A 15,726-nucleotide genomic window follows, 5' to 3' on the forward strand; every position below is an offset into this window, starting at 1 on the left:
CAGGGCTGTTACATAGAGTTACAAATGTTTGATTTATAATATATTAAATTCATAAGTTCTTTGAAATTAATGATACTCCATTCCATAGCTGACTTGATAGAGTCTTTTCCATTAAGACGAAATAGGTTAATTGATATATTTCTCATTATTGAAAGATTCTCAGGAGCATTACCTGATTTAGTCTTACTCTTGTCCTCTTTCATTTGTACATCTTTCACCCAGTGCAAACGATTTTCTATACCCCAATGAGAACGTATGTGATTAGCAAAGAAATCAGCCTTATTCTTAGCTACACTGCTAATATGGTAAACTATCTCTATTGTCTGACCTTTCTTTGTTTTGACATAACGTGTTGTTTCTATAATTCGCTTTATACCAAACCATTCAGGAGAAATACCCTCTAAATTTTTATAAACTTTGGTAATACGCAATTCATCACGACCTCTTAGCAAAGAACACTCTTGGTAAGTGTGCATTAAATACTTTTTTGTAGCAACATTTGCTTTTATTTGCTCAAAAAGCTTTTTTTGATTACCTTTTACTTGTACTATGTAGTCATTTTTTGACTTTATAATAGTTTCAAGAGTTTTTTTGACAATGTAAGGCATCTAAAGTGATTATTTCACCTTGAATGTCTAAGGCTTGTAAGAGTCTTTGAACGGTATAAATTTCAGATTCTTTTTTGTTCTCTAATTTATCACAAGCTAATACAATGCCTCTTTGTGAAGCAAAAACACTTATCAATGAAACAAAATTCTGATAGTTATTTTGAGTGTCTTTAATAGTTCCTGCAATAGCCTTTCCATCAACAGCAAGTGTTTCACCTTGACACATTGGTAAAAATTGGGCAGTCCACTGATTGAATTTTTGGGCAAAATCATCAAAATCAATTTCCATAAATATCCTTCTAATAGAGCCATATGTAGGTACTTTACAGAAAGTTAGATACTTTTTAAACTCCCATTGGTTTTCTTTGAGGAAACGGCCTATTTCTCGATAACCAGTATAACCTGACATTATTGCTGTTAGGCACATAATCAGGAAGTTAGGCATTTTATGGCGGATACCGCGTCTTTTTCTAGTATCCTCTATACTAGATAACATTTCTATCAGTGTCATAGACTTTTACATTTTATTAGAATGCAAAAATAGTAATTTAAAATAACTTACAAAACTTTGTAACAGCCCTGCCCCTTGGGGGAGGGCTGGGGAGGGGACTATTGCTTTTTAATCATCACCTTTTGGGTAAGTTGGTTGAGGGTGATTTTGTAGGTGCCCGCCTCGCTGATTTTCCACTTGTTATCAGGGGTAGAACCGTGGGTGCTGAAAATCATCGGTTCTTCCACACCTGCTGGGGCTTTATCAGCTTTAGCAGCCAAGAACCAGTCGCCACCCCAATCGCTTTTCTTGTCGCAAGAGAATTTGAGTTCGCCCGCTTTTAAGTCGCCTTCCCACGTAAAGACATTAGGACTGCTGTTATCGACAGTCATTGCAATAGGATTGTTGATATCCCAACCAGCATCGGTGGCACTACCAATCATATACATTCCTGCATAAGGAGTGAAAGGCACAATGTCAATCTTCATTGTACGAGTGTTGAGCGTAATCTTGTAAGTACCTGCTGAAATTTTCCATTTGTAATCGGGGTCGCCTGCCCATTTCTTCACAGGGAGGTCGCTACCCTCAGCAGTATTATTTTCTTTAGGACGGAAAAATACTGCTAACCAATCGCCTTCTTTAGTACCTATTTTGAACTCACCTCCATTGCCTAAATCGGCATTGTAGTGGAACACAAATGGGTCAGTAGGGTCTACAGTCATTTTCTTGAAGCTCCAACCAGTGGGTTCACCTACGAACCACAACTCGGTATATTCAGGCGCTTCGCCTTTGGTGATGCTTATGGTGAGGTTGATAAGGTTCACTTTCACGGTATAGACACCACTTTCGGCAATTGTAAATTTCTCATCGCTCGTATCGGCATCGGTTTTGCGGAAGTGCAACTCGCTATTATTACTGCCTTTGCCATACGATGGTATAAACTGACCTTTGGTAGTGATGAACTTGATTTCGCCAGCAGATAATCGTCCTGACCACGCAAAGGCTTTAGGAGTACCCTCAACGGGTTTCATCTCTTCGGCTTGATCGGCACTCCAACCGTGAGGGGCAGCACTACCGATGATATACAACGTATTACTGATAGGGGTATGCGTTTTGAAAACCACCGTCTTCACATTGGTGTGTTGTTTCATTCCCTCGCCAGAGGCTACTTGGGCAATGATGCGTACTTCCATCGTAACTTCGGTGTCTGCCGCAACTTTGAAAGTATTGAGCAATAGGTTGTTGAGTTCCTCGTTTTTATACACTCTCTCATAGGCTTCACGACCTACATTCTCGCTGATACCTCCCGCAAAGTTGTTGCCTTGCACATCCATTTGGAAAGTATAGGTGATAGCGGCATTAGTTCCGCGATTGGAAGCCGCCGTCCAAGTGAACTTGATCGCTTCTTGTTCGGGGTTGGCAGCGTCTAAGGCGACATTTTCTTTAGGAGCTTTCAATTCAAAGGGTTTCCCCTCTTTGAAGAGCTCCATATAGTCCTCTTTTTTACAGCCCGTAAGGAGCAGTAAGAGGAAGGCGATGTATAAATGGTATGGTTTCATATTAGTTTGTGTCCTCACCCCCTCCGTTCTCCCCCTCTCCGAAGGCGAGGGGGAGGGAAACCGCAAAAGCGACAAGGGTGAAATTGTTTTTATTTGTTAATTAAGTAATTTGTTTTAATTGCCTGTGCGGCTCGCACTACCAACCTGGGTTTTGGGTGAGGTTAGGGTTGGCGTCGCGGTCTTTTTGAGGGACGGGCAAGAGCAGGTGTTTCTCGCGGGCGTTGGTTTTACCTATGGAGTGCAAGAAATTGAGTGCGTACTGACCGTTATCCCAGCGAATCATATCAAACCAACGATGCCCTTCAAAAGCGAGTTCTATGCGGCGTTCGTGGCGTATTTTCTCACGCATTTGCGCTTGGGTGAGGTTCTCTATATCAGCGCGACGGGTAAGACCCGCACGGGTGCGCACTTTGTACAAAGGCACTTCGGCTTCAGTGGTGCGACCCAACTCGTTGAGAGCTTCCGCTTTCATTAGGAGTACATCGGCAAAGCGGAGCGCTACAAAGTTGGCAGGGTTGGTATTGAAATCGGGAGACTGACTTAGTGGCACTAAAAACTTGCGCACATTGTAGCCCGTGTTAGACATTGAAGCGCGGTATACATTTCCTTCAAAATTAGGACAACCCTCGTAGAGAATCGTCTTATCTTTGCGGAGGTCGCCCGCCTCGTATTGGTCTACAAACTCTTGTGTAGGCTGATTCCACCCATAAGCACCACCTACCCAACCGCTGTTGCGAGGACCCATAAAGGTACTGAGCCAAGAGGCTTGGTTTTCTTCGCCCCAGAAATCGTCTTTGGTAAGTCCGTAATACTGAATTTCAAAGATAGACTCGGCAGTGTTTTTGTTGCGTTCGGCAGCGCCAAAACAATCGGAATAATCAGGATTAAGGGTATAACCGAGGTTTTCGACAGCGTTGCACATTTCAAGAGCTTCGCTATATCTGCCCAAAGTGAGGTATACTTTGGCAAGCATACCCGCTGCAGCACCTTTGGTTGCGCGACCTTTATCGGCATTGCTATATTGCTCGCGTGTGGGCAATAGGTTGAAAGCCTCTCTGAGGTCGGGGATAATCACCTCGTTGTATATCTTCATTTTGCTTTGACGGAAAGGCGTTTTGTTAGTCAAACTCTCTTTAGGGTCGAGCTGAAGAGGCACATCGCCAAAGAGTTGCACCAAAAGGAAATAGTAGTGCGCGCGGAGGAATTTGGCTTCACCGATACAGCGGTTTTTGATATCCTCAGGGATATTGGCAGAAGGCAAAGCTTTTAGAGCCGTATTGCAATAGAGAATACCAGGGTTACAACCGCGCCATATTTCGAGCGCCAAAGGGTTATCGGCAGTCGCATTGAAGTTGGAAAGGGTGATGGTTTCGAGTCCATCGGTACCTCCTCCAGCGCCTACGATGCTGTTACCTGCTACGATGTCGAGCGTCCAGAGGCGCATATTGTAGAGGTTAGAGCGTTGCAAGGGTTTATAAGCCGAATTGGTAAGAGCAATTGCTGATGCCGCATCGCTTATGTTTTCAGCACTTGAATCTTCGTAAGGGGTCTTGTCCAAAAACTTAGAACAAGCCGTGAAGAGCGGAAATGCTAATAGGGTAATGTATAATATCTTTTTCATAGTATTAATTCCTCTCCCCCATTCCCCTCTCCCAAGTAGAGGGGGCAAGCCACAAAGGCTGCATAGGGGTAATATTGTTTTATGGTTTATAATTGTGTTTTTATTGCTCTCACCCGTTTCCCACATACTCCGCTTTCGCGGACTTTTCAAAGAGAAGGAAACAATCTCCAAAGATAACAAGTAAGAATTAAATACTCACTTCTTCAGATTGTCCCCCTTCGGGGGAACGGGGGTTATTAAAACTGCACATTTAATCCGAAACTAACTGTGCGGGTTACAGGGTAAGTACCGCTATCAACGCCACCAGTGCCTACTTCGGGATCCATACCGCTGTATTTGGTGAAAGTATAGAGATTTTGGCAAGACAGATATATGCGCAACATATCGGTATGGAATTTTTGAGTAACCTCTTTAGGAAGGGTATACCCCAAAGTTACGTTTTTGATGCGCAAATACGAACCGTCTTCTACAAAGCGGGTAGAGTGACGCGTATTTTGGTTAGGGTCGCCATAGATAGCACGCGGAATGCTATTGCTAGTGCCCTCGCCAGTCCAACGGTCTTTTACTTTGGCAATTTGGTTTTGTGGTACCGACATTCCCTCTTGCCATATACGGTTGGCATTGTAGATATCGTTGCCTGCTACGCCTTGTAAAAATATCTGTAAATCGATGTTTTTGTAGTTGAAGTTGTTATTCATAGAGAATGTCCATTCAGGGAACGGATTACCAATATAAGTACGGTCATCGGCATTGATGACCCCATCGTTGTTGAGGTCGCGGAACTTCACATCACCAGGGGCGGTACCGTTTTCCACTTGAGTAGCATAGTTGTCCACCTCGTTTTGGTTTTGGAAAAGTCCGTTCATTACATAGCCATAGAAAGCGTTCACAGGGTGACCCTCGGAGAGGATTTGCAATTTGGTGAGGAACGCCTCAAAACCAGTGAACAAAGGCACACCATCGTTCATCTTCACGATTTTGTTGCGGTTGAACGATACGTTTACATCAGTATTCCATTGGAAGTCCTTTTTATTTACATTCACTGATGACACTGTAAGCTCTACCCCTTTGTTTTCCACTTTACCAGCGTTGATACTTGGCACGTTGATATCCGAATAACCAGAGCTTACTGATACCGCCATAGGCACCAACATATCGCTGGTGTTTTTGATATAAGCATCGAAAGTGAGGTTCAAGCGGTTTTTGAGTAGTGCAAGGTCAATACCCCCGTTGAATTGCTCTACGGTTTCCCATTTCACATTAGGGTTAGGCATCACGTGAGGATAGAGGGTAGAAACCAAATTGTTGTTGAACACATATTGCCCTGTGCGCAATTTGGTGAAATAAGCATAGTTATCAATACCGCCTTGGTTACCGGTCATACCGTAACCCACGCGCAATTTCACATCGTTTACATAGTCGTTTTTAGGGAAGAAAGACTCATTTGATGCGCGCCACGCCAAAGAGAAAGAAGGGAAAGTACCCCAGCGGTTTTCTTTGGAGAAACGCGAAGAACCATCGCGACGCACCGTAGCAGTGAGCAAGTACTTATCGGCATAAGTATAGTTGAGTCGCCCAATGAAGGAGAGGATAGCCCAATCGTTCATCGTACCGCCTACCGTAGGGTTTTCCAAGCCTTTGCTGAGTTGGTTTTGCTGGTCGCTCAAGAAGTTGCTCACACTTGCATTGATTTTGCTATACACGTTGTTTTGCGCACTGGTGCCCACCATCACATTGAGGAAGTGCTTTTGGGCAAAAGTATTGGTATAAGTGAGTGTGTTATCCCAAAGGAGGGTAGTGCTCTTGTTAGCATCTTGATAGAGGTTAGAAAGCGGATTAGGTATTGGTTTCCAGTTGTATTTAGGGGAGAAACTGCGGTTGTCCCAATATTTAAAATCGAGCCCTCCAGTAGTTTTGAATACCAAATGTTTTACAGGAGTAATCTCGGCAAAGATATTCCCCAAAATGTTATAGCCTTTGGTAGTGTTTTGTCCGTTGATAAGGGCAGTACCTATCACGTTGCGGATATCGCTGTACTGATGGGCAGGCGAATCCGGGCCTGAGTAGCTACCGTCTTCATTATAAATAGGTTGTGTAGGCAAAGAAGCCATCGCCATACGGATGTTGTAGTCGCCCGATTTCTTTTCGTCGTGGCTGAGGGTGAGGTTGTTACCAAACTTAATCCACGGTTTTACGCGCGACTCACCGTTGAACTGCACTGTATAACGGCGGTAAGAAGTGTTGAGGATAATCCCATCTTGGTCGAACACACCTCCTGATACGTAGTAATTACTCTTGTCGTTACCACCTGAGTATGAAAGCGAATAGTTACGCATAAAAGCAGGACGGAAAAGCGCTTTGAGCCAGTTGGTGCCTTCCCCCCAGTCTTCAGGATTGGCGAAATCAGGACGTTGTGTAAGCGGACTTACCCCAGGGGTGCGGTTGTAGTTGGCAATCATTTCGTTGTGAAAAGAAGCAAACTCACGCGCGTTGAGCATCACGGGTAAGTTGGTAGCTTGTTGAAGAGCTACATTGGTGCTGAACGACAGTTTGCCGTCGCCATTTTTTCCTTTTTTGGTAGTGATGAGCACCACCCCATTGGCACCACGAGAACCGTAAATCGCTGTTGCCGAAGCATCTTTTAGCACATCGATATTTTCTATATCATCTACATTGAGCGCGTTGATACCGAGGTCGGTAGGTACCCCATCGATAACCAGTAGCGGTTCACTGTTGTTAATCGTACTGATACCGCGAATGCGAAACGACACGTTGTCACCAGGTTTTCCCGCCGAAGTTACTTGCACCCCAGCAGCACGCCCTTGGAGTGCTTCCCCAGCGTTGGCAATAGGTTTCTCCTTAAGGGCTTTGTTAGACACCGAAGAGACAGCCCCCGTAAGGTCTTTCTTGCGGACAGTACCATAACCTACCACCACTACCTCGTCTAACTGCTCTTGTTCTTCTTTGAGCACGATAGTGAGTTGGTTTTGGTTGCCTACCGCTACATTTTGGGTGTGATACCCTATAAACGAAACCGATAGCGTGGCTTTAGCAGGTACATCTATCGTGAAATTCCCATCGAAATCGGTAGTAGTACCCTTAGTAGTGCCTTTCACCACCACCGATGCCCCCAGCACGGGCTGGTGTTTTTCATCGATTACCTTTCCGCTAATCTTTTTGTTTTGGGCAGAAAGGGCGGTAGAAAGCAAGCTAAAAAGTAGTAGCAAGGCGAGCTTGCCAATACTGTTTAATAAAGTTCTTTGTTTTCCTTTCATTTTAGTTAAAAGTTAAGAGGTAAGAGAAGAGGTAAGAGTTTGTGCCTGACACTTGTCTCCTGACACCTAACACCTGTTCCCTAATACCTAATTCTGGCGCAAAGATAAAACGTTAAAAATATACTAAAAACATTGGATAGTGAAAATATAGATAAGTAAAAATGTAGCTGTTTGATAAACAACAAAATAAAAAGAAAGTGGTAACGAAAAATATAGAAAGAATGTAAAAGTAATTAACAAAGAACATTTGACAAAGGATAATTTGTTATGTGTGTGTGGCGCATTAAAATAACAATTCTATGAAAAAACTTATTTTTTCAGCGCTCCTTGCCACAACTTTATTCATTTTACTAGGCAAAAGAGGGTGGCAAATATTATAATGTTACCAATCCTCAAAACTAAGTAGACTTGTCGTTTGTCTTTTCAGATAATAACACCAAGTTCACCTACAGCGCACAAAGCCAAAATAGCTTACTAACGCTATACTTTACTAAAATAAAATAACGATAATCAACCATTAAAATATTCTTTTCCTAATCCTGCTCAGCGCTTGGGGGGTAATGCCAATATAAGAAGCAATATATTTCAGCGGAATATTTTGGATAAGTTTAGGGTCTTTCTCCAATAGATTGCAGTAAATCTCTTCGGGTGATTGCAATAAGAACTGCGCCTCTCGTTGCATCTTCTCAATCAGCAGATGTTCCAAGATATCAGCTTTTATTTGTAGGTACTCTTGTTGCTCTATGAGGTGTTCAAGGTGTTCACGACCTATCTTATAGACAGTAACATCTTTCAGCGCTTGAATAGAGAAGAGGGAAGGTTCACGCTTTACAAACGAGGCATACGACATAAAAAACTGCTCGGCAAAGAGGATATCCACCGTCGTTTCTTTATCGGTAGTGGGGTTGTAGTAGAAAAAGCGCACGATGCCCTCGCTGAGGTAATAGAGCGAGTGCTCTACCTCGCCAGCACGAGTGATGAGAGCATCTTTATCGAAATGTACTTCAGTAAAATACTGACTGAGGAAATCGAGGTTTAGGGTCATTGTATATCTTCTGTTTTTTCTTCTTTTATAAACCACATTTGGCAGGTATTGCCCGTAGCAAAAGTAGTGGGTCGTGCAAAATGTAAGTTGTGTAGCTCTGTTTTAATGCCTTTTATCCAACCGCAGTCTACTTGGCATATAATTCTCTGCAAAAAAGTATGTTCAAGAGCTTTTAGTACTTCGTGAAACAAACACTTTTTAATTTGCAAAACATAACCGTAATCATCATCTATAAGGCGTTCAAAGCCAAAACTCTTGCCAAAATAATACGCTTCTCGTGCTTTCGATATCTCCACTATCGCCTTAAAAGGGTACTCCGAAGCTGTTAAGAAAGCCTCTGTGTTTTGCTCCATAAAAGGAGCTATCGGCTCATTGATAGCAAGGCACACATATTTGAAAGCCTCTTTATCTTCCTTGCCTATCTTCACAAAAGCTTCATACAAAGCTACTACCAAAACCGCAAATTGCACATTCCCTTCGTCCAACTCATTCTTGATAAGATGAGATACTTTTTGTAATGAGTGCTTAAAATAATCTTCAAAAGCGTTTAAAAAGTCTTCAAACAGTGCTTCATCTATCCATTGTTGGGCTTTTATATAAGCAAAAGCCTCTTTCTTTATCCACTGATAGCTGTCCAGCGGACTAAAACTGTATTGTTCTTCTTGGTTCATTTTACATTTGTTTTATAAATGCAAAATTACGCACAGCAATACACAAAAAAGTTGCTATTTGGCAACTTCCTCTCTTTACTTGTAAGATTTTAGCCTACTGATAGAGTATTTAGTCATTCCGAGCATTGTAGCAAGGTCTTTTTGTTTCACTTTTTGTATAAAGGCAGGAAAGCTGAACAAGGCTTCATATCGCTCTTTAGCCGATTGTCTTTGGAAGAGTTCAATAGTTTCCATCAGCCGTAATATTGTTTGTTGCTCATTTTGTATGAAGAACTGTTGCCACTCATAGCTATTTTGTAGAAGTGAATGCATTTGTTGTTTATGTATTTTCAGTACTTCAGTCTCTTCAATAGCTGTAATAGCATAACGAGAAGGTAAGCAATCTGTATAACTATTTTGCTCTGTAAAAAAGTAATCTTCAAAAGCTATCCAGCTCGTGTATTCCTCTCCTTCATCGTAAAAGAATATCCTAAGAGCTCCTTTGTTTACAAAGTAATAATGCTCACACACTTGTCCGAAATCTAACAGCAAGGCATCTTTAGCAACGCTCTCTTTTTGGAAAGCCTCTCTAAGCATCTGTTCCTGTATTTTTAGCTCAGGAACGGTTTTTTGTATGTATGCAATTAGTTTCTCCAATTCTTCTCCAATTCAGCAATAATGTGTGAGGCAAAGGTACTACTATTTTTCTAAATACCAATCTTAGCTCTTACAAATGCTTCCTCCGAATAATCCACAACCTCCCAACAATAAAACAAAAAAGGACTACCATTAAGGTAGTCCCTTCTCTATTTTTTACTAATTGCTAACGTGCTACAATTGTGTGTGCGACTCGCACCTCACACTAAAACTTGTAGTTTACTCCTAAGCCCAATACTTCACGAATTTGGAAAGCTTTAGCAGCGTCGTCGTCGTAGATAGCTTGAAAAGTAAAGTTAGCTGATAAGTACTTGTTGATAGTCATCACAATGTTTGCAGTATAATCCAAGTCTACGTTTTGTGGTTTGTCGAGATAGTTGCTGTACAAACTGAGGATATTCTCGAAAGATACATTGTCCATCACAGTAAACTTAGCATAACCGTTCAAGTAGAAACCGAGTTCATAACGAATGTTCTTTCCTTGTTCAACACCGTAGAAAGGACCTGTTTCTGTCCAACGGCTTTTAGCAGTCGTGATTTTAGAAGTTGCAGGAGCCAAGTTCACTTTTAGGTTATCGCTCTTCTTCCACAACATACCAGGACCAAATTGTAAGTATCCAGGTGAAAGCAATTGGTTTATGAGCGTACGACCAGTGCTCTCATATTTGTAACCATCGGTCATTTGTGTTTTGAAGTTCAAGAAGAATGAATAGTACCACTGTGGGTTGTTCAATTGGTAACCGAGTACTGAGTTCACCTCAAAACGGTCTGTGGTTTTTCTTGAATAGTCATCACCTTCAAGTTTAGTAATCCCGTAATCAACAAATACGTTGTTATCCCACGCCCATTTGTCTTTCTTGTAGTTGAAAGCATAGCTCACCGCAAGGCTTGCTGCTACGTTGTTAGTTCCCCCTCCTGTCCAATCGTGGTTGAAGGCGGCTTGCGAGAACATCAGTGAAGCGTTACCACTCTTTGTCCATCGAGGAGCAGGAGCTTCCTCTGTTGGAGCTGCCGTAGGGTCTTGTGCTACACCGTCATTCGTTTGGTCTTCCTGAGCAAAAACTACTGCTGAAGACAATAATAGAGTTGAAAATAAAAGTCTTTTCATAAGTGATTTATTTATAATTTTTACAAAAATCCTAATTCAAGTTTCGCCACCTCACTCATCATATCCTGATTCCACGGCGGGTCAAAAGTGAGTTCTACAATCGTTTCGTGCACTTCGTCAATACTTTGTACCTTTTCCTTCACCTCCATTGGGAGAGACTCTGCCACGGGGCAGTTAGGCGAAGTGAGAGTCATTAATATTTTTACATCGAAGTCTTCGTTCACAAACACGTCATAAACAAGCCCCAATTCGTAAATATCTACGGGTATTTCAGGGTCGTATATCGTTTTGAGCACCTCAACGATTTTCTCGCCCAATTGCTCTATCTTTCTTTCTTCAGTCATTTAATTTTTCTTTTTAAAGAGATAAGTCTAACGCCTCAGAAATCTAATAAAAATATATCTGTTTGATTTGAATAGACTTGTTTAATTTCTACACCGCCAGGTGTATTCCTTCTTATCTATTTCCCAACACCTTAGCAGCATATCCCCTCATTTGCCCTATCATACTCACCCTTTCTCAGTCATTTAATTTTTCTTTTTTAAAGAGATAAGTCTAACGCCTCAGAAATCTAATAAAGATATATCTGTTTGATTTGAATAGACTTGTTTAATTTCTACACCGCCAGGTGTATTTCTTCTTATCTATTCCCTAACACCTTAGCAGCATATCCCCTCATCTGCCCTATCATACTCACCAACCCGTTCGCACGAGTAGGTGATAGATGGTCTTTCAGTCCTATTTTATCAATAAAACTCATATCCGCTTTTAGGATATCCTCAGCCGTTTGGTGAGAGAACACTTTCACTAATAAAGCAACAATCCCTTTGGTGATAATCGCATCGCTATCGGCAGTAAAGATAAGCTTGCCATCTTCCTCTTCGGCGTGTAACCACACCTGACTCTGACAGCCTTTTATGAGGTACTCCTCCGTCTTATACTTTTCGTCGATAAGAGGTAACGACTTGCCTAATTCTATCAGATATTCGTAACGTTGCGTCCAATCATCAAACAGTGAAAAGTCTTCAATAAGCTCATTCTGAATCTGTTGAATAGTCATTTATGTTACTTTTAGGGCGCAAAGATATAAAACAAATAATAACTGACAACTAATAGCAAATATTTTAACGCTCTTTTAACGCTCCATACAGCCTCTTGTCACGTCACTACATTCCCCCTTTAAAGGAATATGTTTTCGTCCCTAATTCCCCCTTTGGAGGTAGCCAGCGACAGCTGGGTATGTGTAAAGGGGGGGTGTCAGCTTTTCCAGCTTGTCCCCCTTCGGGGGTTCGGGGGCTTACCCAATAAATGACTCGCCACAGTTTCCCCCTCAGAGAGGTAGCCAGCGACAGCTGGATATGTTAGAAAAGAGATATTTTTACCACATTACCTTCGTCATTCGTCATTCGTCTCTCGTCATTTCCTTCTTTTTTCCGTCATACTCCCTCCTAGTGCCTATGGCCTAAGGCCTATCACCTCTTCCTCTTTCTTTCGCCTCGAACCCCCGTTTTTAACATTTTTAGCCTTGTTGTATTATACTATGAGTCAATCACTTATATACCCTTTCTATACCAATCGTCCAAGATTCGTATAAGCTTCCTATAAGCTCTCTATAAGCTAACCCCACCCATCTTACACCCTTTTTTCACCAAATCTTCTCTCAATCCTCTTCCGTTCTTTTCCGTTTCCTTCCGCACGACTCAACCCTCCCCCATTTGCTAATTCTCTAATCTGCTAATATTCTCTGCCCGTTGTGCTACGACTGCCTGTGTGGCTCGCATCTTTGCCAAAGTTAATTATCAGTATTTCTCGCATTATTGGTATTATTGGCATTTACCCCATTTTCTAATTCTCTATTTTTCCCGCTTGTCGTTTTTCCGTCACTACACTCCCCCTTTGAAGGTAGCCAGCGACAGCTGGGTATGTGCCCCACGATAGCGGAGTATGTGATAAGAGAATGTTTCTTTTTAAACAAGTTACCCTATTTGTGGCTTGTCCCCCTTCGGGGGTTCATAAGTGAGCCGGAAATCTATAACCGAGTAAAGAATTATATTTATAATCAAATTGTTCAACTCTTGATAGGTACTTTAACAAAAAAAAGACTGCTGTAAAAAGCAGTCTTTTCTTTTAAGTAATAATATTCTTTTAAAACTTATACCCTACTCCTATTTGTATCACACGGTTTTTGAAATTGAGAGCAGGAAACTCTTCGGCTGTTTTTTCTTTAGTAGAGACATCTGTAAGACCCATATTGAAGGTAGCATCAAAGAACAAACCAAAAGACAAATTGTATTCAGCGCCTAAACCCAATCCAAAGTCGAATGTTTTATTAGGATTTAACGATAAAGTTTCTGAATTTCCATTTTCACTTTTTGCTTTGAGCTCTGCCTTCGTCAAAAAACCTAAGTTCACCCCTACTTTGGGGCGGAAACCAGCAATATCATACTTCACCCAAAGAGGAATGTTAAGCTGTTGCGTTCTGATAGAAGCCCCATCTGGTTTATATTCATAATAGGTAGCATCTTGTGAAGAAAGATTAAGCTTAGTAGTTTTAGTAGATTTTACTTTTGCGCCTTGGAAAGAATAGTCTATTCCTCCTTCTACAAACAAACGGTCGTTAAAACCGTATTCTATAAAGCCCCCAAAGTGGAACCCCGCTTTGATAGCTGTGCTTATTTCTGTCGTTTCTAAATACAATACGTTATGTTCCTTTGTTTGAATAGAAGCATCAGAAGTAGATAGATCAGAGAGGAGTAATCCTGCTTTAGCTCCTACTTTAAACTCTTGGGCGTTAACTGCTGTAATAGTAGCAAACGCCACTGCAATAGTGGTAATAATTCTGTACATTTTTTTCTTTTATAAATTAATTTAGAGCAAAAGTACGAATTTACCCCCTCCCATATGTTAAAATAATGTTAAAGTTTATGTTAAACATAATACTGCCTCTGATTATCAGTCTCTTTACTACAACCGTTATCAAAGCTTCTGCCTAAAATTAAACCCTCAAACTCGTCCCACAAGTTCCGCTTGTTCAATACTCTTGTCCTACCTGTCTCACTAATCCTACAGCTCAAAGAACTATTTTCTCCACTTATCCATTTTCCAATTCTCTCATTTTCTCATTCTCTCATTTCCTAATTTACTAATTTCCCCGCTTGTCGTGCTACAACCTCACACCGTCACTACACTCCCCCTTTGAAGGTATCCAGCGACAGCTGGGTATGTGTACCGCGATAGCGGAGTATGTCACAGAGGAATATTTCTTTTCAAAGTGTAAAACGAAAATTCGCAAACCAATTTTGATAAGCTATAATAAAAAAACACTTTGTCAAAAAGTATCGTAGCAGTACGTGCGGTTAGAGACTTTGACAAAGTGTAGTATGACGCTAACTATGAGTGTTACAACTCCATAATTACTCTGTTGAGAGCTCCGATGGTCTTATCTAAATCTTCGTAAGTAAGGGCGTCGTTGAGGAAATAACTTTCAAAAGCACTTGGAGGTAAGTAAATACCTTCGCGTAGCATTCCGTGAAAATACTTGCGGAAGCGTGCTGTATTGCTCTTAGCTGAGCTGGCGAAATCGGTTACGGGTTCTTCGGCAAAGAAGAGGGTAAACATCGAACCAAAGCTATTGATTTGGTAAGGGAATCCTGCGCGTTTCAGTACGTTGTCGAAGCCTTCGTGCAAGTAAGCTGTCTTTTTGGCTAAACTGTCGAACACCTCAGGTTGTTCATTCAGCGCTGTGAGCATTGCCAATCCAGCACTCATCGCCAAAGGATTTCCGCTAAGAGTCCCCGCTTGATACACGGGACCTTCGGGAGCTAAATAGCTCATAATTTCTTTATTAGCAGCAAAAGCCCCTACCGGGAGTCCGCCACCAATCACTTTTCCGAAGGTAACGATATCGGCTTTGATACCAAAGACCTCTTGTGCTCCGCCTTTTGCCAAACGGAAGCCGGTCATCACTTCATCGAATATCAAAAGCGCTCCGTTTTCGGTACAGAGTTGTCTCAATCCTTCCAAAAAGCCTTCGGCAGGAGGCACGCAGCCCATATTTCCGGCTACGGGTTCGATAATTACGCAAGCTATTTGCTGTGGATTGGCTTCAAAGAGGGTTTTTACGGAGGCTAAATCGTTGTAGTTTGCTAAAAGCGTATCTTTAGCCGTGCCTTGAGTCACGCCAGGACTATTGGGACTACCAAAAGTTGCGCCACCACTACCAGCCTCGATGAGGAAAGCATCGGAATGTCCGTGGTAACAACCGGCAAACTTGATAATCTTCTCACGACCGGTATAGCCACGAGCCAAGCGAACGGCACTCATACAAGCCTCAGTTCCGCTATTCACAAAGCGAATCTTATCGATATGAGGCACCATTGAGACCGCCAATTCGGCGATTTGGACTTCGACTTCGGTAGGAATACCGAAAGAAGTACCTTTCTTGGCGCGCTCGGTTACTGCCTCAATTACCGGAGGGTAGGCGTGTCCTAAAATGAGTGGTCCCCAAGAGGCGATATAATCGATGTACTTGCGGTTGTCCTCATCGGTGAGGTAAGCGCCTTGGGCTTCTTTGATGAAAATAGGGTGTCCCCCTACGGCATTGAAAGCGCGTACAGGTGAATTGACTCCGCCAGGGAGTACTTGTTGTGCGGCTGCGAATAGTTCGCTACTTCTTTTGTAAAGCATATCTATTTAGGTAAGAGGTAAGAGATA

At 42.1% G+C, this 15,726-nt stretch carries 12 protein-coding genes and 1 pseudogene; all 13 read right to left on the reverse strand.

Annotated features, from left to right (window positions below; genetic code table 11):
- Positions 1–8: 8 nt before the first annotated feature.
- Positions 9–1,119: pseudogene (locus tag ACSQ7D_RS11565) on the reverse strand (ISAs1 family transposase).
- Between the two features lie 98 nt (positions 1,120–1,217).
- Positions 1,218–2,657: a SusF/SusE family outer membrane protein gene (locus ACSQ7D_RS11570; protein WP_437136335.1), complete on the reverse strand. Its 1,440-nt coding sequence runs from the start codon at positions 2,655–2,657 to the stop codon at positions 1,218–1,220.
- Positions 2,658–2,793: 136 nt separating this feature from the next.
- Positions 2,794–4,278, reverse strand: coding sequence for a RagB/SusD family nutrient uptake outer membrane protein (locus ACSQ7D_RS11575; protein WP_437136336.1), 1,485 nt, complete (start codon positions 4,276–4,278; stop codon positions 2,794–2,796).
- A 236-nt stretch (positions 4,279–4,514) separates the two neighbouring features.
- Positions 4,515–7,553 carry a SusC/RagA family TonB-linked outer membrane protein gene (locus ACSQ7D_RS11580; RefSeq protein WP_437136337.1) on the reverse strand — a complete coding sequence of 1,013 codons (3,039 nt, stop codon included), beginning with the start codon at positions 7,551–7,553 and terminating at the stop codon, positions 4,515–4,517.
- 517 nt (positions 7,554–8,070) lie between these two features.
- Positions 8,071–8,598, reverse strand: coding sequence for a Crp/Fnr family transcriptional regulator (locus tag ACSQ7D_RS11585; RefSeq protein ID WP_264855496.1), 528 nt, complete (start codon positions 8,596–8,598; stop codon positions 8,071–8,073).
- A complete protein-coding gene (locus ACSQ7D_RS11590; RefSeq protein WP_437136338.1) occupies positions 8,595–9,269 on the reverse strand; it encodes an L-2-amino-thiazoline-4-carboxylic acid hydrolase in 675 nt (224 codons plus the stop codon). The genes ACSQ7D_RS11585 and ACSQ7D_RS11590 overlap by 4 nt, the downstream gene beginning before the upstream one ends.
- 75 nt (positions 9,270–9,344) lie before the next feature.
- Positions 9,345–9,905, reverse strand: coding sequence for a Crp/Fnr family transcriptional regulator (locus tag ACSQ7D_RS11595; RefSeq protein ID WP_278590002.1), 561 nt, complete (start codon positions 9,903–9,905; stop codon positions 9,345–9,347).
- Positions 9,906–10,110: 205 nt separating this feature from the next.
- On the reverse strand, positions 10,111–11,013 hold the full coding sequence (locus tag ACSQ7D_RS11600; RefSeq protein WP_437136339.1) for a DUF3078 domain-containing protein: 903 nt from the start codon (positions 11,011–11,013) through the stop codon (positions 10,111–10,113).
- A gap of 20 nt (positions 11,014–11,033) precedes the next feature.
- Positions 11,034–11,357 (reverse strand): iron-sulfur cluster assembly protein, encoded by a 324-nt coding sequence (locus ACSQ7D_RS11605; protein ID WP_002674499.1) that lies wholly within the window; start codon positions 11,355–11,357, stop codon positions 11,034–11,036.
- A 296-nt stretch (positions 11,358–11,653) separates the two neighbouring features.
- On the reverse strand, positions 11,654–12,073 hold the full coding sequence (locus tag ACSQ7D_RS11610) for a SufE family protein (RefSeq protein WP_009411421.1): 420 nt from the start codon (positions 12,071–12,073) through the stop codon (positions 11,654–11,656).
- Positions 12,074–12,179: 106 nt separating this feature from the next.
- Positions 12,180–12,335, reverse strand: coding sequence for a phosphinothricin acetyltransferase (locus ACSQ7D_RS11615; RefSeq protein ID WP_437136349.1), 156 nt, complete (start codon positions 12,333–12,335; stop codon positions 12,180–12,182).
- A gap of 823 nt (positions 12,336–13,158) precedes the next feature.
- Positions 13,159–13,860: a porin family protein gene (locus tag ACSQ7D_RS11620; RefSeq protein WP_308766691.1), complete on the reverse strand. Its 702-nt coding sequence runs from the start codon at positions 13,858–13,860 to the stop codon at positions 13,159–13,161.
- 552 nt (positions 13,861–14,412) lie between these two features.
- Complete coding sequence (gene hemL, locus ACSQ7D_RS11625; protein ID WP_111972067.1) at positions 14,413–15,699, reverse strand: glutamate-1-semialdehyde 2,1-aminomutase; 1,287 nt, start codon at positions 15,697–15,699, stop codon at positions 14,413–14,415.
- Positions 15,700–15,726: the final 27 nt, after the last annotated feature.

The sequence above is a fragment of the Capnocytophaga sp. G1920 genome, assembly GCF_051417515.1.